At 73.8% G+C, this 25,180-nt stretch carries 18 protein-coding genes, 1 tRNA gene and 1 pseudogene; 10 read left to right on the top strand and 10 right to left on the bottom strand.

Going from position 1 to position 25,180, the window contains the following annotated elements:
- The first annotated feature begins 131 nt into the window (after nt 1–131).
- Together ACGFYV_RS17185 and ACGFYV_RS17190 are read left to right on the top strand one after the other, a co-directional pair.
- Complete coding sequence (locus ACGFYV_RS17185) at nt 132–623, top strand: tyrosinase family oxidase copper chaperone (protein WP_393879189.1); 492 nt, start codon at nt 132–134, stop codon at nt 621–623.
- Nucleotides 607–1,473 carry a tyrosinase family protein gene (locus ACGFYV_RS17190; protein WP_393879190.1) on the top strand — a complete coding sequence of 289 codons (867 nt, stop codon included), beginning with the start codon at nt 607–609 and terminating at the stop codon, nt 1,471–1,473. The genes ACGFYV_RS17185 and ACGFYV_RS17190 overlap by 17 nt, the downstream gene beginning before the upstream one ends.
- Before the next feature lie 156 nt (nt 1,474–1,629).
- Here the strand turns inward: ACGFYV_RS17190 and ACGFYV_RS17195 are convergent, their stop codons facing one another.
- The 4 genes from ACGFYV_RS17195 to ACGFYV_RS17210 form a co-directional block, all read right to left on the bottom strand.
- The gene (locus ACGFYV_RS17195) at nt 1,630–1,974 is read right to left on the bottom strand and encodes a chaplin (RefSeq protein WP_393879191.1); all 345 of its coding nucleotides are present in this window, start codon (nt 1,972–1,974) and stop codon (nt 1,630–1,632) included.
- A 235-nt stretch (nt 1,975–2,209) separates the two neighbouring features.
- Nucleotides 2,210–3,169 carry a D-2-hydroxyacid dehydrogenase family protein gene (locus ACGFYV_RS17200; protein ID WP_393879232.1) on the bottom strand — a complete coding sequence of 320 codons (960 nt, stop codon included), beginning with the start codon at nt 3,167–3,169 and terminating at the stop codon, nt 2,210–2,212.
- 616 nt (nt 3,170–3,785) lie between these two features.
- Entirely contained in the window at nt 3,786–4,118 is a 333-nt protein-coding gene (locus ACGFYV_RS17205; protein WP_393879192.1) for a hypothetical protein, read from the bottom strand.
- Between the two features lie 546 nt (nt 4,119–4,664).
- Nucleotides 4,665–4,737, bottom strand: a tRNA-Arg gene (locus tag ACGFYV_RS17210).
- Nucleotides 4,738–5,008: 271 nt separating this feature from the next.
- Between ACGFYV_RS17210 and ACGFYV_RS17215 the strand changes: the two genes are divergently transcribed.
- The 7 genes from ACGFYV_RS17215 to ACGFYV_RS17245 all read left to right on the top strand — a co-directional run bounded on the left by ACGFYV_RS17215 (nt 5,009) and on the right by ACGFYV_RS17245 (nt 14,523).
- Nucleotides 5,009–6,616: a dynamin family protein gene (locus ACGFYV_RS17215; protein ID WP_393879193.1), complete on the top strand. Its 1,608-nt coding sequence runs from the start codon at nt 5,009–5,011 to the stop codon at nt 6,614–6,616.
- Between the two features lie 207 nt (nt 6,617–6,823).
- Nucleotides 6,824–9,079, top strand: coding sequence for a GTPase (locus ACGFYV_RS17220; RefSeq protein ID WP_393879194.1), 2,256 nt, complete (start codon nt 6,824–6,826; stop codon nt 9,077–9,079).
- A 378-nt stretch (nt 9,080–9,457) separates the two neighbouring features.
- Nucleotides 9,458–9,937, top strand: a complete 480-nt coding sequence (locus ACGFYV_RS17225) for a single-stranded DNA-binding protein (protein WP_393879233.1) — start codon at nt 9,458–9,460, stop codon at nt 9,935–9,937.
- Between the two features lie 317 nt (nt 9,938–10,254).
- Nucleotides 10,255–11,619, top strand: a complete 1,365-nt coding sequence (locus tag ACGFYV_RS17230; RefSeq protein ID WP_393879234.1) for a Cys-Gln thioester bond-forming surface protein — start codon at nt 10,255–10,257, stop codon at nt 11,617–11,619.
- Between the two features lie 142 nt (nt 11,620–11,761).
- Nucleotides 11,762–13,426 carry an energy-dependent translational throttle protein EttA gene (ettA, locus tag ACGFYV_RS17235; protein WP_393879195.1) on the top strand — a complete coding sequence of 555 codons (1,665 nt, stop codon included), beginning with the start codon at nt 11,762–11,764 and terminating at the stop codon, nt 13,424–13,426.
- Between the two features lie 6 nt (nt 13,427–13,432).
- On the top strand, nt 13,433–13,846 hold the full coding sequence (locus tag ACGFYV_RS17240) for an acyl-CoA thioesterase (RefSeq protein ID WP_393879196.1): 414 nt from the start codon (nt 13,433–13,435) through the stop codon (nt 13,844–13,846).
- Nucleotides 13,843–14,523: a hypothetical protein gene (locus tag ACGFYV_RS17245; protein WP_393879197.1), complete on the top strand. Its 681-nt coding sequence runs from the start codon at nt 13,843–13,845 to the stop codon at nt 14,521–14,523. Before ACGFYV_RS17240 ends, ACGFYV_RS17245 begins: the two co-directional genes overlap by 4 nt.
- A 131-nt stretch (nt 14,524–14,654) precedes the next feature.
- Here ACGFYV_RS17245 and ACGFYV_RS17250 read toward each other — a convergent pair whose 3' ends face one another.
- The 5 genes and pseudogenes from ACGFYV_RS17250 to ACGFYV_RS17270 all read right to left on the bottom strand — a co-directional run bounded on the left by ACGFYV_RS17250 (nt 14,655) and on the right by ACGFYV_RS17270 (nt 22,665).
- Entirely contained in the window at nt 14,655–15,626 is a 972-nt protein-coding gene (locus ACGFYV_RS17250; protein WP_393879198.1) for an ABC transporter ATP-binding protein, read from the bottom strand.
- A 53-nt stretch (nt 15,627–15,679) separates the two neighbouring features.
- Nucleotides 15,680–18,493 carry an FtsX-like permease family protein gene (locus ACGFYV_RS17255; protein WP_393879199.1) on the bottom strand — a complete coding sequence of 938 codons (2,814 nt, stop codon included), beginning with the start codon at nt 18,491–18,493 and terminating at the stop codon, nt 15,680–15,682.
- A gap of 1 nt (nt 18,494) precedes the next feature.
- Entirely contained in the window at nt 18,495–21,992 is a 3,498-nt protein-coding gene (locus tag ACGFYV_RS17260; RefSeq protein ID WP_393879200.1) for an FtsX-like permease family protein, read from the bottom strand.
- Nucleotides 21,993–22,149: 157 nt separating this feature from the next.
- Nucleotides 22,150–22,224 (bottom strand): annotated as a pseudogene (locus ACGFYV_RS17265) (PT domain-containing protein); the annotation flags it as partial.
- 36 nt (nt 22,225–22,260) lie between these two features.
- Entirely contained in the window at nt 22,261–22,665 is a 405-nt protein-coding gene (locus tag ACGFYV_RS17270; RefSeq protein ID WP_393879201.1) for a globin, read from the bottom strand.
- 78 nt (nt 22,666–22,743) lie between these two features.
- Between ACGFYV_RS17270 and ACGFYV_RS17275 the strand changes: the two genes are divergently transcribed.
- On the top strand, nt 22,744–23,721 hold the full coding sequence (locus ACGFYV_RS17275; protein WP_393879202.1) for a methyltransferase domain-containing protein: 978 nt from the start codon (nt 22,744–22,746) through the stop codon (nt 23,719–23,721).
- A 66-nt stretch (nt 23,722–23,787) separates the two neighbouring features.
- On the opposite strand, the gene ACGFYV_RS17280 is transcribed toward ACGFYV_RS17275, so the two are convergent.
- A partial coding sequence (locus ACGFYV_RS17280) for an FHA domain-containing protein (RefSeq protein WP_393879203.1) occupies nt 23,788–25,180 on the bottom strand: 1,393 nt, incomplete at its 5' end.

Genomic DNA, 25,180 nt, shown 5'->3' on the forward strand with positions numbered 1-25,180 from the left:
GCGGTTACCGGTACGGACATCTGATCCCGGACGAGGAGTGAGTGATGGTCGTCGGTGCCGATGGTGTGGCGGTGGGCGCGAAGCGGCAGGTCAGAGCGGGGCTCGGGAGAGCGTCGGTGTCACGGAGGGAGGTGGCGCGAGGGCTGCTGGCCTCCGTCGCGGCCCTGGCGCTCGCGCCGGTCGTCGCCGCCTCCCGCCCCCTGCCCGTGTCGTCGTACGGACCGGGGGGCACCTCCTTCGACGAGGTCTACCGGGGCCGCCGTATCCAGGGCTACCTGGTGCCGGTCGCGGGCCGCAAGCGGGTCGACGGCGACTGGGAGATCACCGTCGACGGCCGCCTGCTGCACCTGATGCGCCGGGCGGACGGCAGCTGGATGAGCATGATCGACCACTACACGTCGTACCGGACGCCGCTGGAGGCGACACGGGCGGCCGTCGACGAGATCGGCCCCGGCCAGCGGCTGCTCGACCTCGCGCCCGGCCCGGTCGGCGGGGAGCCGATGGGTGGCCAGCCGATGGACGGGCAACCGATGGACGGACAGCCGATGGGCGGGCACGCCGGCATGCGCATGGACGAGTCCGTGACCGGGAGCGCGGGGGGTGGGTATGGCGTACGTGCGTAAGAACGTCAGCACGCTCACCGCCTCCGAGCGCCGGCGGTTCGTGAACGCTCTGCTGGAGCTGAAACGGCGCGGTGAGTACGACGAGTTCGTGCGCATGCACATCGACTACTACACCGCCGACGGCGAGAACGGCCTGCGCACCGCCCATATGACCCCCTCCTTCCTGCCCTGGCACCGCCGTTTCGTGCTGGAGCTGGAGCGGGCCCTGCGGCGCGTGGACTCCTCGGTGACGGTGCCGTACTGGGACTGGACCCGGGACCGCAGGACGACGTCCGTGCCCTGGACGAAGGACCTGCTCGGCGGCAACGGGCGTCGCTCCGACCGGCAGGTGACGACCGGTCCGTTCGCCTACGCGGCCGGGCACTGGCCCATCAAGACCGGGATCACGGACGGCAGGTTCCTCACCCGCGACCTGGGCCGCGCCGCCGCCCCCCTCGCCCTGCCCACCAGGAGCGAACTGCAAGGGGCCCTGGACGATCCCGTCTACGACGTCGCCCCCTGGAACTCCACGGTCACGCGCGGCTTCCGCAACAAGCTGGAGGGCTGGGGCACGGGCAGCGGCAGCGCCTCCTGGCGCAACCACAACCGGGTGCACCGCTGGGTCGGTGGCGTGATGCTCGGCGGAGCGTCTGTCAACGACCCGGTGTTCTGGCTGCATCACGCCTTCCTCGACCTGCAGTGGTCCCGGTGGCAGCGCGCCCACAGCAGCCACCGCTACCTGCCCGCCGAGCCCCCCGGGCCCGGCGACGCGCAGCACCGGCGGGTCGTCGCCCGCCACGAGAAGCTGCCACCGTGGGGCGTCACCCCGGACTCGCTGGAGAACGTGAGCGGGATCTACCGGTACGCCTGAGCCGGTAGGCCTGAGCCGGTACGCCCGATCCGGTACGGCCGATCCGGTACGCCCGGTCCGCCGGACGCGGCCGGCGGACCCTGGGCGTGGCCGGTGGACGTGGGAAGGCCCCGGCACCACGAGGTGCCGGGGCCCTTCCCACGTCCGCGGGGCTGTTCAGTTGCCGTACCCGCTGAAGCCGCTGTCGCCGTAGCCGCCCGGGGTACCCGGGTTGTCGGTGGTGCCGGGGGTACCGGGAGTGCCGGGGGTGCTCAGGCCGTCGCCCTGGTTGGCGCACTGCTCGCCGAAGGCCGGGTTCAGCAGGCCGATCACGTCGACGGTGTTCCCGCACACGTTGACGGGGACGTGGACCGGGACCTCGAGCAGGTTGCCGGACAGCACGCCGGGCGAACCGGCGGCCACACCCGCGGCGCCGCTGTCGGCCAGGGCCAGCCCGGCCCCACCGATCACCACGGCGCCCGTGCCGAGGGCGACGACGGCTGCCTTCGCGATGCGAGACATCACGTTCTCCTTCTTGCTTGTTGCTCGGGACGTACCGGCGGCAGGACCCGCTCGCCGCACTTCCCGTTCAACGGCGCAGTACGGGGCTGGTCACGGTGATCGCGCCCGGATCACCCTTTCCACGCGCGGCACACCGGATCGGGTCCCCCACCTGGCCGTACGCGCACGGACCGGGGCGGCGGGCAGGGCCCAGCGGATCGGGCGGAGGATCAGGGCAACGGGCCAGGGCAACGGTTCAGGGCAGCCGTCGTACCGGGGAGCCCGCGAGCCAGGCCTGGATGTCCTCCACCGCCTGGCCGTAGTACGTCGCGTAGTTGCCGCGTGAGACATAGCCGAGGTGGGGTGTGGCGAGCAGGCGCGGTGCGGTGCGCACGGGGTCGCCGGCGGGCAGCGGCTCGGTGTCGAAGACGTCGACGCCGGCGCCCGCGATGCGGCCCTCGCGCAGCGCGGCCAGCAGGGCGTCCTGATCCACGATCGCGGCCCGGGAGGTGTTGACCAGGTAGGCGGTCGGCTTCATCAGGGCGAGTTCGGCGGCGCCGACGAGGCCCCGGGTGCGGTCGCCGAGGGCCAGGTGGACGGAGACGAAGTCACTGCCGGCCAGCAACTCCTCCTTGCTGCGGGCGAGTTCCACGCCCACCTCCCGCGCCCGCTCCTCGGTGAGGTTCCGGCTCCAGGCGCTGACGCGCATGCCGAAGGCGAGCCCGACCCGCGCCACCCGGCTGCCGATCTTCCCGAGCCCGAGCAGACCGAGCCGGCGGCCGTGCAGGTCGGCGCCGACGGTGGACTGCCAGGGCCCGCCGGAGCGCAGCGCGTTGCTCTCCTCGACGATCCCCCGGGCCAGGCCCAGCAGCAGCGCCCAGGTCAGCTCCACCGGAGGCGTCGACGCGCTCGCCGTACCGCACACGGTGACGCCGTGCGCCTCGGCGGCGTCGTAGTCGATGACGCTGTTGCGCGTCCCGGAGGCGATCAGCAGCTTCAGCCGGGGGAGCCGGGCGATCAACGAGCCCGGGAAGGGGACGCGTTCGCGCAGGGTGACGACGATGTCGTAGTCGGCGAGCGCCGCGGCGAGGGCGTCCTCGCCGTCGAGGTGCCCGCGCAGCGCGACGACCTCCACCCGGTCCCCGAGCACCGTCCAGTCGGCCACCTCGGTGGCCACCCCCTGGAAGTCGTCCAGCACCACACAACGAAGCCGCACGTCGTCTCCCTCCTGCCTCACCTGGCCCACCTGTTCCACCTGGCCCACCTGTCCCACCTGGGGGTGACTGTAGTGAGGGCCGCGCCCGGGTCACCCACCGCATGTTTCGTGCCAGGAAGGGAAGTTTCGAAAGTGCCTGCTCCCATGGCGACTCGGGAAGCTCCAGCTCGGCAATGAGCTCGCGCACGCCGTCCTGGAACGCGGAGGACCCGGTCGATGTGACCAGCAGTTGGACGCGAAAGCCGTCGTGGAACAGCGGCAGTAGATCCAGCAGGCGCCCGGCCGAGGTGACGTTGTGGATCACCAGCAGCACCCGGCGCTGGACGGTTCGGCTCGTCCACTGCCGGGATCCCTCCCCGACCGGCACGCGTATCGGCAGGGGTTCGGCTGACCTCACGCGTGACCGCCTGAGCGAGCATGGTGTCTTCGATGCGGGCCCTCGAATGGCATGTCAGACCGGTTCTCTCCGCCTGATCGCGTCACATGGCCGGAGGGCCGAAGACCACGAGCAATGGTCTTCGGCCCTCCGGCGGGGTGAGACGGCTGTGCCGACTATGGCGACGGGTGGCAGAGGGTCTGGTCGCCCTCCGCGTGACGGCCCAGCCGCCGAGGCGGACTAGCGGTGGCCGAGGTGGCGGTGGCCGGGGTAGCGGTGGTCGTCCCGGTACCGGTCGCTGTACCAGCCGTGGCGCCGGTCCTGGTCCCGATCCCGGTACCAGCCGCGGTCCCGGTCCCGGTCGCGGTCCCGGTCCCGACCCCGGTCCCGATCCCAGTCGCCGAAGTGACTGTCGTGGCGGTGGCCGTCCCAGCGGCTGTGTGAGTAACTCCTCCCGTTGTCACGGTCATGGTCGCCTCCGGCTGCCAGGGCCGGCATGGCGGCCGCGCCGACGAGGGCGCCCGAAGCCACAAAGGCGGCGATCAGACGGACCGTCGTACGAGAAACAGACATGAATCTGTCACCTCACGTTCGTGCGCCCCGCCCCTGGTTGAGGCCGGGCGCGTGATCCTGATTTCCCGGCTGGGTGCCGAGGCCCCACACTGTGGCCCTCCGCCACGGCACCAGGCCCGCGAAAGGATTCGCGTTACAAAGGACGGATATATCCGTAACTCTCCCTTGTATGGGCCATCGACACCGGGGGAGCGGCCCTGGCGCCCGCCCGCCCAGGCTCCGAACCATGCCGCGAGCAGGAAACGAAGCGGCTGACGCCCCGTGGCACGCTCGGCGATCTCGCCGCCCCGACTCCTTCGAACGGCCCAATGCCTTCGGTAACGATGCGCGGCCTCTGTTCGGGGGACCCGCTGCGATCGGCGGCGATCCGGCGGGGTTGGGCGCGGGGTGGTGGACGGCCAGGGCTGCTTCCATGGCGACGAGGCGGCCCGATCCGGGCCTGCGGAGCCTCCCCATGATCGTCGGGGGAGTCCGGCGCTCTGCCGCGTGCTGCCGCACCTGCCCTGAGCAGCAAAAAAGCCCTCCCGAAGGAGGATGAGGAGTGGGCGCCCCCGGCAGGACTCGAACCTGCGGCCAAGTGCTTAGAAGGCACCTGCTCTATCCACTGAGCTACGGGGGCCTGGTGCGGGACAAGGATAAAGCTCACCGTTCCCTGGCCCGGTCGCTTCGCCTCCGTGGCTCGGTGTGGAGGTTCGGTGAAGCGGTCCCGATAATCGCAGGCAGGTACGAATCGCGCACCGCTTTTGGCGTCCGACGCACCGGGTGTTGTGCACTCGTTATGCCTGAGCTGTGCCCGCGTCCCGGTCGTCCCTTCCATCCCTTCTGTTCCGTCGGCGCGCAGACATGTCTATATGCTTCAGAATTCCCCTAAAATTGGGCATTCTTCGCATGTGGTGACCTTGGACGTACGGCCTCAGCTGCTCGACACACTCTCCGCGCTGCGCGACCGTGTCGCCGCCGCACGCTTTCCGCTGCCGCTCGCGGGAGCCCCGCGCGCGCGTGCCAACCGCGACGAACTGCTCGCTCAGCTCGACGACTACCTGGTCCCCAGGCTGCGCTCGCCCGAGGCCCCGCTGCTGGCCGTCGTGGGCGGATCCACCGGCGCCGGGAAGTCGACCCTGGTGAACTCCCTGGTGGGACGGCGGGTCAGCGAGGCGGGCGTGCTCCGTCCGACGACCCGGACGCCGGTGCTGGTCTGCCATCCGGAGGATCATCACTGGTTCAGCGGCATGCGCGTGCTCCCGGACCTCACCCGCGCCTGGGTGCCCCACCGGGAGCGCGGCGACGACCTTCCGCTCCCCGGTGAGGATCCCGCGCGCGTGCTGCGCGTCGAGACCGCCGACAGCGTGCCGCGCGGGCTCGCCCTGCTCGACGCCCCCGACATCGACTCCCTGGTCGCCGAGAACCGTGTCCTCGCCGCCCAGCTGCTCGGCGCCGCCGACATCTGGGTCATGGTGACGACGGCCTCCCGCTACGCCGACGCCGTGCCCTGGTACATGCTGCGCACCGCCAAGGAGTACCGGGCCACCCTGGTGACCGTCCTCGACCGGGTGCCCCACCAGGTCGTCTCGGAGGTCTCGCGCCAGTACGCCGCCCTGCTCACCAAGGCGGGCCTCGGCGACCTGCCCCGCTTCACCGTGCCCGAGCTGCCCGAGTCGGCCTGGGGCGGCGGCCTGCTCCCCTTGACCGCCGTGGCACCCCTGCGCACCTGGCTCGTGCAGCACGCCCAGGACCCCGCGTCCCGCCAGCACGTCATGGCCCGGACCGCGTACGGCATCCTGGACTCGCTGAAAACCCGCATGCCCGAGCTGGCCAGCGCAGCCGCCGCCCAGTACGCGGCCGCCCTCCGCCTCACCTCCGCCGTCGACGGCGCCTACGACAGCGAGCACGCGCGCGTACGAGGCCGGCTGCAGTCCGGGGCCGTGCTCGCCGGGGACGCCCTCAAACGCTGGCGCGCCTATCCGCTGGACTGCAGCGCGGGCGAACTGCTCGACGCCCTCGTGGGGAGCCTGGCCGCGCTGCTGCTGTGCGCCGTCACCGCCGCCGACGAGCGGATCGACGAGGCCTGGCGGCGCGAACCGGCCGCCGGCGCCCCGGGACTCTCCGAACGGGATCCCTCCCTGGAGAGCGCCGAGCACCGCATCGGCATCGCGGTACGACGCTGGCGACGCGAGCTGGAGGAGTACGCCGAGGAGGAGGTGCGGGAGCTCGAACGCGGTGCCGCGCCCGACCCCGAGTCCGTCGCCGCCCTCGTCGCCACGGTGCTGCTGGGCGGGCGCCGGGCGCGTGTCGCGGGCGAGCGGCTCGCCGAGCGGATGGGCCCGCGCGGCGCGATGCGGCTGCGCGAGCGGGCGGGACGCCTGCTGACGGAGCACGTCGACCGCGTCGTGCGCGTCGAACGCGAGCGCCGCCTCGCCCCGCTCGACGCCCTGGACGTCCAGGCCGAGCCCCAGGCCGAACTCATCGCCGCGCTGTCCGTACTGCAGAAGGAGAGGTGACCGGTGACCGCCGTCACTGACCAGGAACACAGGGAGCGCACGGAGCATACGGATCACGCAGATCACGCAGATTGCATGGATGACGCAGATCGCACGGACGACACGGGCTACATGGATCACTTGGGTGCGGATCACATGAACGACTCGGGCCACACGAATCACTTGGGTCACCTGGATCGCATGGGCCGCTTGGGCGACGTGAGGCAGATGAAACCGGACGAGCATGTTTCCGAGCACGTGGACGGCCTCGGGGGAGCGGACTCCGGTACCGGGGGCGGCCGGGAGGGCCGTTCGGGTGGGGAGGGCACGCAGGTACGACGTACGGAGGGCGGTGTGGAGGTCCGTACGCAGACCGGGATCGGGGTCGAAACCGCGGCTGACGTCGACGCCGACGGCTCGGGAGAGCCGGCGGGCGTAGCCGCTTCCGTGGATCCGGCGGGTTCTGCGGAAGCGGCCGACGCGGCCAATGCGGCCAATGCTGCCAACGCGGTCGACGCGGTCGCCGCAGCGGATTCCGCGGACGGGGAACGGCACGCGCGCGTGCCCAAGGGCGACCGAGCCGCCCGTGCCAAGGGTGGCGGCACAGGCGGTGCTGCCGCCGGTGTCGACGCCCGCCCGGCCCCGCGATCCGCTCCGCGATCTGCCCCGGATCCCGCCCCGCGATCCGTCCAGGATCCCGCCCCGCGATCCGCCCAGGATCCGGCCCCGCAATCCTCCCCCGGCTCCGGCCCGGACGCGGACCCCGAGTCCGCCGAGAGCTGGGACGACGGTCTCATCGCCCGGCGCGTGACCGAGAGCAACGCCGCCGCCCTCGCCGCCGAGCGAGCCGTCGTACTCGACGCCTCCGCCCGCACCGGCTCGGCCGGGGGTGCCGTGGAGCCCCTCGCGTACGACGGCCCGCTGCGCTCCCGCCTCGACGCCCTGCGCGAACTCGTCGGGCTGTCCCGCGCCCGGCTGGACAGCCGTACCCTCGCCGAGGCGAGCCACGTCCTGGACGAGGCGTCCGCGCGGCGCAGGCTGTCCGGGCAGCACACCGTCGTCGCCATCGCGGGAGCCACCGGCAGCGGGAAGTCGCAGCTGTTCAACGCCCTCGCCGGAGTGGCGATCTCGGAGACCGGGGTACGGCGTCCGACCACCGCGCTGCCCATCGTGTGCAGCTGGAGCGACGGCGCCTCGACCCTCATCGACCGACTCGGCATCCCGGGGCGGCTGCGCCGCCGGCCGCTGCAGAGCGCGGAGGCGGAGGCGCAGCTGCGCGGGCTGGTGCTGGTCGACCTGCCCGACCACGACTCCGCGGCCGTGCAGCACCGCCAGCAGGTCGACCGGATCCTGAAGCTGGTCGACGCGGTGATCTGGGTGGTCGACCCGGAGAAGTACGCCGACGCCGTCCTGCACGAGCGCTATCTGCGGCCGATGGCCGGCCACGCCGAGGTCATGTTCGTCGTCCTCAACCAGGTCGACCGGCTGCCCGGAGACGCCGCGGACCAGGTCCTGGACGATCTGCGCCGGCTGCTGGACGAGGACGGCATCGCGCTCGGCGAGCACGGCGAACCGGGCGCCACCGTGCTCCCGCTGTCCGCGCTCACCGGCACAGGTATCCCTGAACTACGGGAGGCCCTCGGCCAGTTCGTGAAGGAGCGCGGCGCGCCGGCACGCCGGGTCTCGGCCGACGTGGACTCCGCCGCGGCCGGGCTGCGGCCCGTGTACGCCACCGGGCGGCGCGCCGGCCTCACCGAGGACGCGCGGGAGGAGTTCTCCGCCCGGCTCGCGGACGCGGTGGGCGCCACCGCGGCCGGCGAGGCCGCCGAACGCGCCTGGCTGCGCAACGCCAACCGCGCCTGCGGCACGCCCTGGCTACGGCTGTGGCGCTGGTACCAGGACCGCGGCGGAGCGCCCACGAGCAGACTGCCGGTGCGTTCCCCCGCCGACGAGGAGGCCACGGCACGCCAGCGCGTGGAGCAGGCGGTCCGTACGGTGTCCGACCGGGCCTCGGCCGGCCTGCCCGCGCCCTGGGCGCTGGCGGTGCGCGAGGCGGCCCTGCGCGGCTCCCAGGGCCTGTCCGAGGCGCTGGACGAGCTGGCGGCGGGGGCGAGCGTGCCGACGGGCCGGCCGCCCCGGCCCGGGTGGTGGCCGGTGGCCGTCATGGTCCAGGCGGCGATGACACTGCTCCAGGTCGTCGGCGGCCTGTGGCTGGCGGGCCAGATCGCCGGTGTCATGGCGCCCAACCTCGGTGTGCCCGTGCTGCTGATGCTGTGCGGGATCGTCGGCGGCCCGCTGCTGGAGTGGGGCTGCCGGATGGCGGCACGGGGGCCGGCGAAGAGGTACGGCCTGGACGCGGAGAGACGACTGCGGGAGGCCGCCGCCGGCTGCGGCCGGGCCAGGGTGCTGGATCCGCTGGCGGCGGAGCTGCTGCGGTACCGGGAGGTCCGGGAGCAGTACGGGCGGGTGGTGCGGGCCGGCTGACGTACGACGTCGTACGGGTGGGGCGGGGCAGGCGCGGCGAACGGGGGCGTGTCGGGGGCTCGGCGGCGGTGGGGCACGGCGTCGGGGCTTGGCGGCGGTGGGACGACTCGGTGGTGCATCCGCCGGGTCGTTCGTGCGTGTTGATGGCAGTGGCGTCTAGATGGCAGCGGCGTCGTACCTGCTCACGGGACGGATGAGCGGTTGATGGGCGGGGGTCCCTCGTGCGGGTGAGGGAGATTTCCACAGCCCGGAGACCGTCCACAGCGCTCGGCGGGCTCGGCCGGTGCGGGGGCAGTCTGGTCCCGGACACAGCCGTACGGGAGGGGCCCGTAGGCGAGACCGTCCGGCCGTGAGGGCCGGGCGAGGGAGGGGTTCGTGATGAACGAGACCGTGGTCTGTGTGGTGGGGAACGTGGCGACGCGGCCGGTGTACCTGGAGACGGCGGCGGGTCCGTCGGCCCGGTTCCGGCTGGCGGCGACCGCGCGCTACTGGGACCGGGAGAAGAACCTCTGGAAGGACGGGCACACCAACTTCTTCACGGTGTGGGCCAATCGCCAGCTCGCCACGAACGTGGTGGCGTCGGTCGACGTGGGGCAGCCGGTCGTCGTCCAGGGCCGGCTGAAGGTGCGCTCGGAGGGACGCGAGGGGCAGCAGCAGGGCTGGGCGTCGGCCGACATCGACGCGACGGTGATCGGTCACGATCTGTCACGCGGCACCGCGGCCTTCGTCCGCTCCGCAAGGCCCGAGTCCGCGCAGACGGCGGCCCGTCCGGAGCCCGCCTGGGAGACACCGCGCCCCGCTGACCCTCCGGGCACCGGACCGGATCAACAGCGCCCGGAACCAGCGGCGGTGACATGACGTCAGAGACCTGACGCGCTGCGCCCGCACCCGCGCCGAGCTGTGGTCCGACGGCGGTCACGGTCCGAACGGCCCGTCCGGACCGTGGATTTGTCGATACGCCAAGCTCACGCGCCGTGCTCGCGATAACGATTGCGGATCGGATCCGCCCTGTGACGATCCGACCGGCGAGTGGGGGTCCCGTTGATCCATAGGATGCCGGGCGTGCCCTTCTGGGGCTGCCGATTCTGCTGGTGGGACCTCCCCCCACGTCCAACGGGTCCTGCTCGAAGGGGAATTCTGTGCTTGTTGCGTTCTCCGGGTTCACCCGGTCCGTCATGGCCGCTCGCGTCGGCGCCGTGGTCCTTGCCTCCGGCCTGACGGCGGCGGGTGTGCTGTCCTGCGCCGGTACGGCCATGGCCGACGAGGCCCCGCAGACCCAGGGCGGGGCGGCGGCCACGATCAACGGCCTCAAGGTCTACGGCCAGGCCGTGATCCACGAGGACGGCACCGATCTGCCGGTGTCGGCGGGCCTGTTCGAGATGTCCGTGGACGGCGGCGGCACCCTGCAGACGTACTGCGTCGACCTGCACAACCCGACCCAGCGCGACGCGCGGTACCAGGAGACCCCCTGGAGCGGCACCTCGCTGGGCGGCAACAAGAACGCCGGCCGGATCCGCTGGATCCTGCAGAACTCCTACCCCCAGGTCAACGACCTCGCCGAGCTCGCCCGGAAGGCGGGGGCGAGCGGCCTGACCGAGCAGGACGCGGCGGCCGGCACCCAGGTGGCCATCTGGCGCTACTCGGACGACGCGAAGGCCGACGCCGCCGACCCGCGCGCCGAGAAGCTCGCCGACTACCTGGAGAAGAGCGCCCGGAACATCGGCGAGCCGCAGGCCTCGCTGACCCTGGACCCGCCCGCGGTCTCCGGCCGCCCCGGTGACCTGCTGGGACCGGTGACCGTGCACACCAACGCGGGCAGCGTGACGGTGACCGGACCGCAGGACGCGGCCACCAGCGGGGTGCGGATCATCGACAGGACCGGCAAGGTGATCACCTCGGCGAAGGACGGCAGCCGGCTGTACGTCGACATCCCCGAGGACGCGGCGGACGGCGCGGCCCAGCTGACCGTGCAGGCCTCCACCACCGTGCCGGTGGGCCGTGCCTTCGCCTCCGACTCCCGCAGCCAGACCCAGATCCTGGCCGGCTCCAGCGAGTCCACGGTCTCCGCGACCGCGAGCGCCACCTGGGCCGGCGAGGGCGCGATACCGGCCGTCTTTGCCCGGACGGACTGCGCCAAGGGCGGTGTGGACGTCACCGCGGTCAACAAGGGTGACCAGCCCTTCACCTTCGAGCTGATGGGCGCCGAGCACACGGTCCCCGCCGGGGCCGTCCGCACGGTCACGGTCCCGCTGGAGGAGGACCACCCCTACGACTTCACGATCAGCGGCCCGAACGGCTTCACCCGCCGCTTCGCCGGCGTCCTCGACTGCAAGACGCAGGGCCTCGTCACCACGAAGACCACCCAGACCCTCGGCGAACCCACCCCTCTCATCACCCCCGGCGCCGACAACACCGACCTCGCCGCCACCGGCGGCTCCGCGATCACCCCGCTGATCGCGGGAGTGGCCATCGGCTTCGTGGTCATCGGCGGCGCGGCCCTGGTCATCCTCCGCAACCGCGAGACCCGCCAGTCCGAGTGACCCCACCCCGGCCGGCCTCCGGCCGTGTTGAACCCCCAGGTCAGAGCGCCACAGCCTTACGGGTTTCCGCCCAGGGGTGGCCGTACGGCAAGATGGGGTGTATCTGCCCACTGCCAGATTTCAAGCTGCCGGACGGTTTCTCTTGGCTGAGTTCATTTACACCATGCGCAAGGCGCGCAAAGCGCACGGCGACAAGGTGATCCTCGACGACGTCACCCTGAACTTCCTGCCGGGCGCGAAGATCGGCGTCGTCGGCCCGAACGGTGCCGGTAAGTCGACCGTCCTCCAGATCATGGCGGGGCTGCAGCAGCCGTCCAACGGTGACGCCTTCATCTCTCCCGGCTACAGCGTCGGCATCCTGCTCCAGGAGCCCCCGCTGAACGAGGAGAAGACCGTCCTGGAGAACGTCCAGGAGGGTGTCGCCGAGATCAAGGGCAAGCTCGACCGGTTCAACGAGATCGCCGAGCTGATGGCGACCGACTACTCCGACGCGCTGCTCGACGAGATGGGCAAGCTCCAGGAGGAGCTGGACCACGCCAACGCCTGGGACCTCGACGCCCAGCTGGAGCAGGCCATGGACGCGCTGGGCTGCCCGCCCGGCGACTGGCCCGTCACCAACCTCTCCGGTGGCGAGAAGCGCCGCGTCGCGCTCTGCAAGCTCCTGCTGGAGCAGCCCGACCTGCTGCTCCTCGACGAGCCCACCAACCACCTCGACGCCGAGTCGGTGAACTGGCTGGAGCAGCACCTGGCCAAGTACCCGGGCACCGTCGTGGCGATCACCCACGACCGGTACTTCCTCGACAACGTCGCCGAGTGGATCCTCGAACTGGACCGCGGCCGCGCCTACCCGTACGAGGGCAACTACTCCACCTACCTGGAGACCAAGGCGACCCGCCTCAAGGTCGAGGGCCAGAAGGACGCCAAGCGGCAGAAGCGGCTCAAGGAAGAGCTGGAGTGGGTGCGGTCGAACGCCAAGGGGCGCCAGGCCAAGTCCAAGGCCCGCCTCGCGCGGTACGAGGAGATGGCCGCCGAGGCCGACAAGATGCGGAAGCTGGACTTCGAGGAGATCCAGATCCCGCCGGGCCCGCGGCTCGGCAGCATCGTCGTCGAGGTCGACAAGCTGGGCAAGGCCTTCGGCGAGAAGATCCTGGTCGACGACCTGAGCTTCACGCTGCCGCGTAACGGCATCGTCGGTGTCATCGGCCCGAACGGCGCCGGCAAGACCACGCTGTTCAAGATGATCCAGGGTCTGGAGACCCCGGACTCCGGCGACATCAAGGTCGGCGAGACCGTCAAGATCTCGTACGTCGACCAGACCCGCGCCAACCTCGACCCGAAGAAGACGCTGTGGGAGGTCGTGTCCGACGGGCTCGACTACATCAACGTCGGCCAGGTCGAGATGCCGAGCCGGGCGTACGTGTCCGCCTTCGGCTTCAAGGGCCCCGACCAGCAGAAGCCGACCGGTGTCCTCTCCGGTGGTGAGCGCAACCGCCTCAACCTGGCGCTGACCCTCAAGCAGGGCGGCAACCTGCTGCTCCTCGACGAGCCCACCAACGACCTCGACGTCGAGACCCTCTCCAGCCTGGAGAACGCGCTGCTGGAGTTCCCCGGCTGCGCCGTCGTGGTCTCCCACGACCGGTGGTTCCTGGACCGGGTCGCCACCCACATCCTCGCCTACGAGGGTGAGTCGAAGTGGTTCTGGTTCGAGGGCAACTTCGAGTCGTACGAGAAGAACAAGATCGAGCGGCTCGGTGCGGACGCCGCCCGCCCGCACCGCGCCACCTACAAGAAGCTGACCCGGGGCTGATCGGTCGTGCGTCACGTCTACCGCTGCCCCCTGCGCTGGTCCGACATGGACGCGTACGGCCACGTCAACAACGTGGTGTTCCTCCGCTACCTGGAGGAAGCCCGTATCGACTTCCTGTTCCGCCCGGAGAAGGACTTCAAGCAGGGGTCCGTGGTGGCGCGCCACGAGATCGACTACCGGCGCCAGCTCGTCCACCGGCACCACCCGGTCGACGTCGAGCTGTGGGTCACCGAGATCAGGGCCGCGTCCTTCACCATCACCTACGAGGTGAAGGACGCCGACCTGGTCTACGTACGGGCCTCGACGGTCATCGTGCCGTTCGACTTCGAGACCCAGCGACCGCGCCGGATCACCGAGGAGGAGCGGGAGTTCCTCCAGGAGTACACCGACGCGGTCGACGAGGAGGCCGTCGCCGCATGACGGTGCTGCACCTGGCCGACGAGACGGAGGCGGCCGACCTCGCCGCCTTCCTCTCCCGGCTGCTCCACTACGACCGTGGAGCCGCGGTGCGCCTGCAGGCGGCCGGGACCGCGCTCGCCGTCTTCGGGCGCCCGCCGTCCTTCGAGGTGCTCGCGGTCCGTGCGGTGCGGTTGGCGAAGCCGTACGAGGACGGGCTCGACGTCACCCTCGACGTGACCGTCTCCGCGGGGGAGTTCCTGGAGTCCGTCGACGAGCGCGCGGCCACGGCCGCCGTCCCGGCCGCGGTCACCGGGCCCCCGTGGGCCGGAGTGCTGCCGCCGCGCGGCGGCTGGCGTCCCGAGCCGGGGCTGCCGGCCCCGGACACGCTGCGGACGACGGTCGTCCGGTCCGTCGCCGAATTCCGTTCCCGTACGCAGGAGCTGGCGCCGGAGCGGCGTACCCGCGCGGAACTCGACCGGATAGGGCGGGACATCTGGTCCCGTGAGATCGGGGAGACCCGCCTCCCGGTGCGGGCCGTGCACGCGGCCCAGTCCCTCGGCTTCCTGCGGCCGGGAACTCCCGCGCAGGACACCGCGCTGTTCTCGTCGGGGGCGTGGCTGAGGCTGAGGACTCCGTACGGTTCCGTGGCCGTCCGGCGGGCGGGGCTCGGGACGCTCGGCGTCAGCGTGCGTGGATGAGCGGACGTGCCGACGCGCGTTCCGGCTCGCCGTTCTCCCGCTCACCGCGACCCGCTCGACTCGTTCCCCCTCCACCGCGACCCGCTCGACCCGTTCCCCCGCACCCTGAGCCGTCCTGATCGCGGGGCGGCTCACTGCGTCCGTTCGTCCTCGCTGTCGTCCGGCCATACGCCGATGTGGTCCGGTTCCAGTTCCAGGGCCACCCGGTCGCGCATGTTCAGGGCCCGGGTGTACTCGGCGGGCAGTTGGAGGCGGCCGGCGCGGTCGAGCATGGCGTACTCGCGGGCGACCACCGTCTCGTGGCCGGTCGTGGCGTCCACCTCGCTGCGGCGCAGCACTTCGGTGGAGGTACGGCCGTCGCGGATGGCGACCGTACGGCGGACCTCGCCCGCCACCGCCTGGTCGTGGGTGACGATGACGATGGTGGTGCCGAGGCTCTCGTTCGCCGTGCGGAACGCCTCGAAGATCTGCGCGGCGGTCTGGGAGTCGAGTTCGCCGGTGGGCTCGTCGGCGAGGAGCACCGCCGGGGCGCCCGCGAGGGCCACCGCGATCGCCACGCGCTGCTGCTGGCCGCCGGACATCTCCTGCGGGCGGCGGTCGCGGCAGTCGGCCACCTGGAGGAGCTCCAGGAGTTCCAGGGCACGGGCGCCACGGGCGCGGCGGGCGCGGCGGCCCCGGGTGCCGGCGAGTTGCAGGGGAAGGGCCACGTTCTGGGCCGCGGTGAGGTAGGGGAGCAGATTGCGGGAGGTCTGCTGCCAGACGAAGCCGACGGTGTCGCGGCGGTAGGCCAGGCGGTCCCTCGCGGTCATGGTGAGGAGGTCCTGGCCCGCGACCCTGGCCGCGCCCGCGGTGGGGGTGTCCAGCCCGGCGAGGATGTTCATCAGCGTGGACTTGCCGCTGCCGGAGGCGCCGACCAGGGCCATCAACTCGCCCTCCCTCACGAGGAGGTCGAGTCCTTGCAGCGCCTGCACCTCGATGCCGTCCGCGGAGAAGACGCGGACCAGGCGGTCGCAGGTGATGAGGGCGTCGTGGCCGTAGGCGGGGCGGTTGCGGGACTCGGTGACCTGGTTGGCGAGGTCGGTGAGGGTCGGTTCGACTGTCATGGGGCCTCCTGGGTGCGGTGCCCTGTGCCGGGGCTCGGGGCTGAGTGGCCGCCTCATCGCGCATCCCCCGCCCGCAGCTCCGCCACGGCACCCCGTCTCCCCGTCCACCATGCCTGCACCCCCGCCACGCCCACCGTGGCCGTCACCACGGCCAGCGCCGGGACGGTGAGGGACCAGAGGTCCGGGTGGAGGACCGCCGACCCTGCCGGGGTCTGGGCCGAAGGGAGGGCGATGGCGGTGAGGTCGACTCCGGGGGACAGGAGACGGATGGCCGTCCAGCCGGTGAGGGTGCCGCCGGCCGCCGCCAGCAGGGCCTGGGGGAGGGATTCGAGGACCAGGAGGCGGCGGCCCTGGGCGCGGGTGAGGCCCATGGTGCGCAGGCGGGCGAGCAGGGCGGCGCGCTCGGGGGCCGCGCGCAGCAGGGCGAGGAGGAGGGCGAGCAGGGCCAGGCCGGCGCCCGCGACCACGGCGGCCGTGTAGACGTGCTCGGCGCCGGTCTGGAGGGGCGAGGCCTGGTACCGGGAGCGTTCCTCGGCCCGGACGAGGACGTTCGCCGAGCCGCCGGCCGCGCGTCGCAGCGCGCCCGCGTCCAGGTGGTCGCCGGTCAGCAGCAGCGCGGTCGGGTGGGCGTCGGCCGCCGGGAGCCCGGCGCGGTCCACGATCAGGAAGTCGGAGCTGGTGATGGCGGGCGTGCGGGCCGTCACGGCGGTGATCCTGACGGTGACCGTGTCGCCGTTCGGCAGGTTCACCGGGAAGGGGGTGCGGGTGCCGTACGTCTCGGCGAGGGAGGGGGAGGCGAGGGCCGGGATCGGGGCCTCGGCCCCGTCGCCGCCGTCGCCGGTCGTCTTCAGCGCCTTCTGCTTCAGAGCCTGCTGCTTCAACGCCTTCTGCTTCAACGCCGTCCGCTTCAACTCCCCCTGCTTCAGCACCTCCTGAGAGAAGGCGCCCAGCCCCGTGTGCCTCGCCAGCTCCCCGTACGTGCGCGGGTCCACGCCCACCAGGGGAACCTTGCCCGGAGCGTCCCCCGGCTGCGCGTCGTACGCGATGCTCACCGCCGTCACCCCGCGCACCCCGGGCAGCGGCCGTACGCGTCCTGCCAGATCCGCCGGGAGCGCAACGCTGGATTCCAGGCGGGCGTCGGCGCCGACGGTGAGCAGGGCCGCCCGGTCCCGGGCCTCGGCCACGCCCGTGAGGACCGAGCCGCCGAAGGCCGCCGTGGTCAGCGCGGTCAGCAGGGCGAGGAGCGGCAGCACCCCGGAGGCGGAGGTGCGTGCGGCGCGGGCCAGGGACAGCTGGGCGACGGCCCCGCGCAGCCGGCCCGCCGGGTGGGCCGCGAGGCGCAGCAGCGGCGGGTAGAGGCGGAGCAGCAGCAGCGCCGCGATGACACCGATCAGCACCGGGGCCAGGGAGACCAGTTGGTTGCCGGTCGCGCCGCGTCCGCGCAGCACCTCCACCGCCGCGCCGGCCGGCACCAGCAGGGTCAGCTCCGCGACCGTGCGGCGCCGGGAGGGCCGTACCGTCGCCACGTCGTCGCGGGGTGCGGTGACCTGGACCGGGCGGTGGGCGAGGACGGCGCGCAGCGGGAGCGCGGCGCAGGCGGTGAGCGTGACGGCCGCCGCGGCGGCGACGGCGTAGCGCGCGCGGCCACCGGGGAGCAGCAGGAGCGCGGCGGCCAGGCCGAGCGCCCCGGCCGGTACGGCGATCACGGTGCTCTCGGCCAGCAGCCGCCCGGCGAGGCCGGGCAGGGACGCGCCGCGGGCCCGCAGCAGCGCGAGTTCGGTGCGGCGCCGGTCTGCGGCCAGGCCGCCCGCCATGAGCAGGACGACGGCGGCGACCGTGCCGGTACCGGCGCCGGCCACGGCGACGAGCGGGGAGATGCCGGAACGCAGCCCGGAGAACGAGTCCAGGACGGTGTCGAGACCGGTCTCGACGTCGCTGAACTCGGTGGTGGCGGCGCGGGTGCGGTTCAGGCCGGGGCCGTTCTCCAGCGAGGCGACCGCGGAGCGCAGACCGCCCAGGTCGTAGGCGCGCAGCCCGCTGAGGTCGGGGGCGAGGTACCAGTAGCGCTCCGGGTTCCCGCCGGTGTACATGAGGGCGGGGGCCGCGTCCGGCGGAATCAGGAGGGCGCCGAGCCAGTACCGCACCGGCGGGACGGACTGGGGCACCGGGACGAGGGAGGGGGTGCGCCGCAGCGGGTCGGTCGACCAGTAGGCGCCCCCGGGATCGCGCGGGGTGAGGATGCCGGTGACCCGGACCGCGAGCGGGGGACGGCCGACGCCGGGCACATGGATGACCGAACCGACCCTGATGTGCAGGCTCTTGGCGGTGGCGGCGGTGACGGCGGCCTCGATCCCCGGGGTCCTGGCGCCCAGCGGGCCCGGGACGCGCGGCAGACGGCCCGCGCGGACGCTCGCGTGCTCGGCCATGCCGCTCAGCGACGCCAGCGCCACCTTCGCGGGGACGCCGTCCGGGCGGGGGATCCAGGGGTCGCCGACCGGCTGGCTCTCGGTGGTGGCGATGCCGTACGACGACTGGTCCGGGTCGACGGGCAGCAGAGCGCCGACCGTGCGCAGCGCCTGTGCGTACTTCTGCTTGAGCAGGTCGTCGCGGAGGAACGGGGACGGATCGCCGGAGAAGGTGCCCGGGGCTGGCAGCTCGGCGGTCACCCGCACGGTGGTGTGGTCGGGCCGGGCGTCGCGCAGGGCGTGCACCAGCCCCGCGCTCTCGTACCGGTCGACCGCGCGCGGCAGCGCCCCCGCCAGACAGGCGGTCAGCGCGACCAGCAGCGCGAGCGCCAGCGCGGCGCCGGGCGCGGCCCGCAGCCGGGTGCGCACCCAGGGCGCGACCGCACGGGATGCCGAACTCACCTCACTCACCTCCCCGTTCACGCAGCGACCGGGCCGGATCCGCCCGCCGCGCCGCCAGCAGCGCCGAGACGGCCAGCGGCGTCACGGCCACGGCGGCGAGCAGCAACACCACGCGCGGCGCCGGGAGTTGGACGATCAGGTCCGGAACGGGCCGGGTGGCCTCACCGGTCAGCACGATCAACGGCAGGACACCCCGGGCCAGTACGGCACCCAGGCCCACCCCCACCGTCAGCGCCAGGCCCACCAGCACCGCCTGCTCGGCGGCGATCGACCGGGCCAGCCGGCGGCGCGGCGCCCCCAGCGCGCGCAGCACCGCGAACTCCGCCTCCCGCGCCCGCAGAGACCCGGCGGCGCCCACGGCGAAGCCGACGGCGGCGAGCGCCGCCGCCACCACGGCCGCCGCCGCGAACGCGGCCGTGGGACCCGCGCCGAACGGGTCGTCGCGCAGTTCGGCGGCGATCTCGTCCCGCACCACGACCTGCTCCGGATCCACGTACGGAAGCGCCCGCACGGCCGCCGCGACATCGGCCGCCCGGCCCGGCGCGGTGTCCAGCCACCACTCGGTCGGCTCGGCGTGCTGCCCGTACCGCGCCTGCAGCACCCGGTTCGCGGCGCGCAGGTCCACCAGGACGGCACCGCCGTCGCGGGCGCCGGAGTACGCCGGGTCGGCGGTGGCGGGCAGCGCCCGGACCGACCGGACGATCCGCACCGGCAGGTTCTGCCCGTCGATCACCACGTCGAGGCGCTGCCCGACACGGGCGCCGGTGGAGGCGAGATAGCGGTCGGTGGCGACGGCCGCCACCTCGGACAGCGCGGGCTGCGGCACCGGGAACCGGACCGTCAGGCTGCCGAACAGCCAGGGGTCGGGGTTCGCGACGTAGCCGGTGCGGTAGGTGAAGGCCGGGGGGCGGGCCGAGGTGGTCCGGGGCCGGGTGGGGGCGGTGTCCGGGCCCTGGGGGGCGGTGCCGGTGGCGAGGGCGGTCGGCGCCCAGGTGGCCGGGAGGGCCAGTCGCCGCGAGGTCCCGTCGGCGGCGACGGCGCTCAACTCCCGGAACGTGAGGCTGTGTCGCTCACCGCGGTCCGCGGGCTGGGACACGTCCAGCTGCACCGCGGTGAGAGTGGCCCCCTTCAGGGAGGAGGCGAGGGGGACGGCCAGGGTGTGCGGGCGGCCGTCGGCGACGAGCCGCCCGAACGGCACCTCGTACGGCACTCCGTAGCCGTCCTCCAGGGTGACCGTGACGTCGGGGGTCATCCCCGGGCCCCGGTCGCTGCGCAGGCTCGCCGTCAGCCGCAGCTCCGTGGTGCCGGCCGGTACGGCGGTTCCGGCCGCCGGCCCCTTCGGCGACAGCCCGGCGAACAGCTTCCGCACCGGTACGGGCGCCAGATCCGGGCGCAGCAGCAGCGAGTGCGCCGCGTGCGTGGTGTCCAGCGCCAGCACGGTCGCCGTACGGTCGCCGGACAGGGACTGCTCCGCGCGGTAGGCGGGGGCGGCCTCCTGGACGTGCGGGAGCCGCGCGTACAGGTCGTTGCCGCCGAGGCCGTTCGTCCCGGCGGCCGACACGCGCACCGGCACCCCGGCCCGGAAGTCGGCCTGGTCGTCCTGCGAGCGGTTCCAGGAGGCCGCCTGCCCGATCGCCAGCATGCCGAGCGCCACGGCGAGCACGAGCAGCAGCACCGGTCCCGCACCGCGCGCGGTACGCCGGCTGAACTGCCAGCCGGCCAGCGCGGCGGGCAGTCCCCGCCCGGCCGCCGCCCACCGCTCCGCGAGCCGCGCCACCGGCGGCAGCAGCCGCAGCGTCAGCACGGTTCCGGCGAGCAGGGCCAGCGCGGGCGCGGCGACCAGCAGCGGGTCGACGCCGAGCGCCCCGGTCCGGTCGGCGGCCACGGCTCCGGTGGTCTGCCGACCCAACTGCCAGTAGGCGACACCGGCGACGACGAGCAGCCCGAGGTCGGCGCCGGCGCGCGCGGGGGTGGGGAGCAGGTCGCGGCGGGGGCGGGGCCGCCGGGGCGCTCCGGCGGAACCGGTGCGCCGCGCGGCGGACCCGAGCCGCGCGCCAAGGGCCGCCCGGCCGCCGCCCGCCTTTCGGCCCTGCCCCTGTCCTTGTCCCTGTCTCCGCCCTTGTGTCCGTCCCCGTCCCGGTGTCCCGTCCCGCCGTTCCCCCTCGGCCCTCGTCAGCGTCGGCAGGGTCACCGCCAGCGCGCAGCCCAGGGCGACGCCGGCCGCCGCCCACCACACCGTCGGGCCGCCGCCCGCCGGGACCTCCAGGTGGAGGCCGAGCCGGGCCAGCGGGCCGTTCCCGGCCAGCAGCGTGGTCAGCGGTCCGGCGAGCAGGGGCGCGACCAGGGCGGCGGGGACGGCGAGGAGCAGCGACTCGATGGCGGCGAGGGCGGTGATCCGGGCGCGAGAGGCGCCGCGGGCCCGCAACAGCTGTGTCTCGCCCGCCCGTTCGGCCCACAGGAGCCGTGCCACCAGCAGCAGCGCGTACCCGGCGAGCAGGACGAGCTGGAGCGCGATGATCAGCAGGGTGGAGCGGGAGACGAGCAGCGAACGCTCGATCCGGTCCAGCACGTCCGGCAGGGAGGTCGTCGACACCGTCGTACCGGGCGGCCCTGAGGTGCGCAGGGCCACGCTGCCGGTGCGGGCCGCCTCGCGCAGCGCGCCGATCCGCCCGGTCGTCACCGTGCCGAAGTCGGCCGACACCAGCCACGCCGACGGACCGGTGCTGATCCGTGTGCCCGTGATGCCCCTGGTGCCGGTGCTGCCCCCGGTGCCGGTGCCGCCCCGGGTGCCGGTGAGGGCCGAGGGGTTGGTGAGGACGGAGGGGTCGGTGAGGACGGAGGGGTCGGTGAGCAGGGGGCCGTACGTCGTGAAGCCGGACACCTGGACGCCGCGCCCGAGGAGGTCGTCCAGGCGCCAGTACGGCGCGGTCACGGTGGCCGGCCGGTACAGCCCGGTGATCCGCACCCGGACCGGCCGGCCACCCAGCCGGTCGGCCAGGGTGAGGCGGGCGCCCGGCTTCAGGCCGAGCGGACGGGCGGCGGTCTCCGGGAGCGCCACCTCGACCTCACCGGCGGTGCGGCCCGGCAACCGGCCGCCGGTCAGCCGTATCTGGCTGTGGTCCAGCGCCGCGAGGTACGTGAGATCCGGGTCGTCCCCGCGCTCGGCGGCCGGCTGGAGGGAGCGGGGCAGGGCGTACGGGCCCGAGCGGCGCAGCGTCCGCACGGTCACCGGCAGCCCGGGGAACGTCCTGTGGCCGCCCGCGCGTACGGCGCTGTCGGCGGCGCCCTGGCCGCCCGCCGGGACGTCCGCCTTGATGATCAGCGACGTGTCGGCCGCGTTGCGCGGATCGTTCAGCACATGACGCAGCGCCGCGTCGCCGAGCGCCCCCGAGTACGCCGTGAGAGTCGCCAGGACGACGGTGGTCAGCAACGCCGTGAGCAGCGCGGCGCACAGCAGCAGGCGATGTGCCCGCGCGCGTAGAACGACGAACCCCGTCACCCGGCCCCCGTGCCGTCCGGCTTCCCCGGCGCCTTCCCGGCGCCTTCCCGATCTCGGGCGATGCTCGCAGAGGCGACCGGCGACAGGTAAGCCGTGGGACACCGGTCTATACCGGATCGTGATCGGAATACGGCCTCAGGTGACCGGAATCCGGTGTTCAGTCAGCCAGTTGTCCTGCTGGTTGCCCAGCCGGCTGACCGGTCGGCTGTCCAGCCGGTTGCTCAGCCGGTTGCCCGGTTCGGCTGTCCGGCCGGTCGTCCGGGCGCCGTCACTCCGGGGTGTTCACCATCGACTGGGCCGCGTACGTCAGGTAGTTCCACAGCGTCCGCTCGTGCTCCTCGGACAGCCCCAGCTCGTCGACGGCCACCCGCATGTGCCGCAGCCACGCGTCGTGCGCGGCCCGGTCCACGGTGAACGGCGCGTGCCGCATCCGCAGCCTCGGGTGGCCGCGGTTGTCGCTGTACGTCGTGGGACCGCCCCAGTACTGCATGAGGAACAGCGCGAGCCGCTCCTCGGCGGGGCCCAGGTCCTCCTCCGGGTACATCGGCCGCAGGAGCGGGTCCTCGGCGACTCCCTCGTAGAAGCGGTGGACGAGCCGGCGGAAGGTCTCCTCCCCGCCGACCTGCTCGTAGAAGGTCTGCTCCTGAAGCGTGCCGCGCCGGATCTCTTTCACCCGTCCATGGTCTCAGACGAGGTGACCAGGACCCGAGGCCTAGGTCCAACCTCCTGGGTTCACCCCTACTGTGGGCATATGGGTGCCTACGACGCCGAGCTCACCGCACTCGCCGCCGTGGCGCGGGCCGCGCTGGTGCGGACGATCGACGCCGAGGGGACATGGGACGCGGACCCGGTGTGGCGGGAGGCGTTCGCCGAGGTGCCCCGGCACCTGTTCGTGCCGTACTACTACGTGGCGACCACGGGCGGCTACGAACGCCGCTGGGGCGAGAGCCCCGACCGGGCGGCCCGTGAGCGCTGGGTGCGCGGCGCCTACGACGACACCCCGCTGGCCACCCGGCTGCGCGACGGCGAACTGCTCTCCTCCAGCAGCCAGCCCTCACTGATGGCACGGATGCTGGTCGCCCTGCGGGTCGGCGACGGCGACCGGGTGCTGGAGGTGGGCGCCGGCACCGGCTACAACGCGGCCCTGCTCGCCCACCGCCTCGGCGACGACGGCCTGGTCACCACGATCGACCTGGAACCGGAGATCACCGAATCGGCCCGGCAGCACCTGGCCGCCGCCGGCCACCACCCGGCCGTCGTCACCGGGGACGGCGCCCGCGGGGTGCCCGAACGCGCCCCCTTCGACCGGATCATCGCCACCTGCGAGCTGCCCACCGTGCCGCGCGCCTGGCTCGCCCAGTGCCGCCCCGGAGCCCGCGTCCTGACCCCGCTCGCCACCGGGCTGCTCGCCCTCACCGTCCAGGACGCCGGGCACGCGGAGGGCCGTTTCCTGCCCCACCCCGCCTACTTCGTGCCCCTGCGCGGGGAGGTCCGCACGCACCCGCGGGCCGTGTCCTTGGACGGGCTGCCGGGCCGGGCCCGTGAACAGGAGCCGTTCCGCTTCCTGCTGGGCCTGACCCGGGGCGTCCCCGGTCCGCGGGAGGCGTACGCGCTGTGGGAGCGCGAGGGCATGCCGGACCGCGAACGGTACGGCGTCACGGTCAGCGGCGAGCGCGCCTGGGCGTGGCTCGACGACCCGGACGGGCCGTACGCCTGGCCCCTGCCGTGACGTCCCGGCGGACCCGGACCCGGACACCCGGGCCGGCGAGGTCGGCCGGCCGCTGCGCCGGGGCGGTCAGCCCCGGCGGACCGTGATCGTCGTCCAGGCGCCGACGTGCACCCGGTCGCCGTCCTGCAGCGGCACCGGTACGAACGGCTGGATCGGGTCGTCCGAGCCGTTGACCGTGGTGCCGTTGGTCGAGTTCTGGTCGACGACCGCCCAGCCGCCGTCCGGCTGCTGGACCAGGACCGCGTGCTGGTGCGAGACGCCCGGGTCCTCCGGCGGCACCGACAGGTCGATGTCGGGGGTGTCGCCGGTGGAGTGCCGGCGGCGGCCGATGGTGACCTGGTTGCCGCTGAGGGTGCGCTGCTGCTCGGGGGAGTACGCGGGCAGGTTCAGACCCGCGGCCTCGGGGCCCGAGCGGTGCATCATCGCCATGAAGTACTCACGGTCCGGGCCGATCGTCGCGATCCAGGTCAGCGGGCCCTGCGGAGCCTGCGGGAAGCCCTGGGCGGGCGGCGCCTGGGTGGCACCGGGCGGCGGGTAGCCGTAGCCACCGCCGGGACCGCCACCGTGGCCGCCGACCGGACCGCCGACGGGACCACCGGGGCCACCGGGACCACCGGGGCCACCGGGACCACCGGGACCGTTCGGTGCGCCGGGACCGCCGGACGGGTTCGTGGACGACGGCGGGGAGATCACCCAGTCGTCGCCGGCGCCGCCGAAGGGCGCACCCCCGGCCGGCGGCCGGCCGGTCTCCTGCGGGAAACCGGGCGGCGCGGTCGGACCGGGCTGGTGGAAGGCCTGCGGAGCACCGCCGGGCACGCCACCGGGACCCGCGGGCGGAGTCGGCCCGGGAGGCGGCGGAACCGGACGCGAGGGGTCACCACCGAAGGGCGAGGGACCGGCCGTACCGGGACCGCCCGGACCACCGAAGCCGCCACCGGGACCACCGGGGCCGGGACCGCCCGGACCACCGAAGCCGCCGCCAGGACCACCGGGGCCGGGACCGCCCGGACCACCGAAGCCGCCACCGGGACCACCGGGGCCGGGACCGCCCGGACCACCGAAGCCGCCACCGGGACCACCGGGGCCGGGACCGCCCGGACCACCGAAACCGCCGGCACCGCCCGGACCACCGGGGCCGGAAGGCTCGCGGCCGAAGGGCGGGGGACCTGCCGGGCCGCCGGGCGCACCCGGACCCTGCCCCGGCCCACCACCGAAGCCCTGCGGACCACCGGGTCCACCAGGACCCTGACCAGGAACACCGGGTCCACCGGGACCCTGCCCCGGCCCACCACCGAAGCCCTGCGGACCACCGGGTCCACCAGGACCCTGACCAGGAACACCGGGTCCACCGGGACCCTGCTCCGGCCCACCACCGAAGCCCTGCGGACCACCGGGTCCACCAGGACCCTGACCAGGAACACCGGGTCCACCGGGACCCTGCCCCGGCCCACCACCGAAG

The organism is Streptomyces sp. NPDC048297, from assembly GCF_043201585.1.
Taxonomy (GTDB): domain Bacteria; phylum Actinomycetota; class Actinomycetes; order Streptomycetales; family Streptomycetaceae; genus Streptomyces.

Coding starts and splice junctions, on each gene's coding strand:
- ACGFYV_RS17245 (WP_393879197.1), top strand. CDS start 13,843: ATGACGGTGCTGCACCTGGCCGACGAGACGGAGGCGGCCGACCTCGCC.
- ACGFYV_RS17225 (WP_393879233.1), top strand. CDS start 9,458: ATGAACGAGACCGTGGTCTGTGTGGTGGGGAACGTGGCGACGCGGCCG.
- ACGFYV_RS17190 (WP_393879190.1), top strand. CDS start 607: ATGGCGTACGTGCGTAAGAACGTCAGCACGCTCACCGCCTCCGAGCGC.
- ACGFYV_RS17275 (WP_393879202.1), top strand. CDS start 22,744: ATGGGTGCCTACGACGCCGAGCTCACCGCACTCGCCGCCGTGGCGCGG.
- ACGFYV_RS17220 (WP_393879194.1), top strand. CDS start 6,824: ATGAAACCGGACGAGCATGTTTCCGAGCACGTGGACGGCCTCGGGGGA.
- ACGFYV_RS17230 (WP_393879234.1), top strand. CDS start 10,255: ATGGCCGCTCGCGTCGGCGCCGTGGTCCTTGCCTCCGGCCTGACGGCG.
- ACGFYV_RS17250 (WP_393879198.1), bottom strand. CDS start 15,626: ATGACAGTCGAACCGACCCTCACCGACCTCGCCAACCAGGTCACCGAG.
- ACGFYV_RS17205 (WP_393879192.1), bottom strand. CDS start 4,118: ATGTCTGTTTCTCGTACGACGGTCCGTCTGATCGCCGCCTTTGTGGCT.
- ACGFYV_RS17195 (WP_393879191.1), bottom strand. CDS start 1,974: ATGTCTCGCATCGCGAAGGCAGCCGTCGTCGCCCTCGGCACGGGCGCC.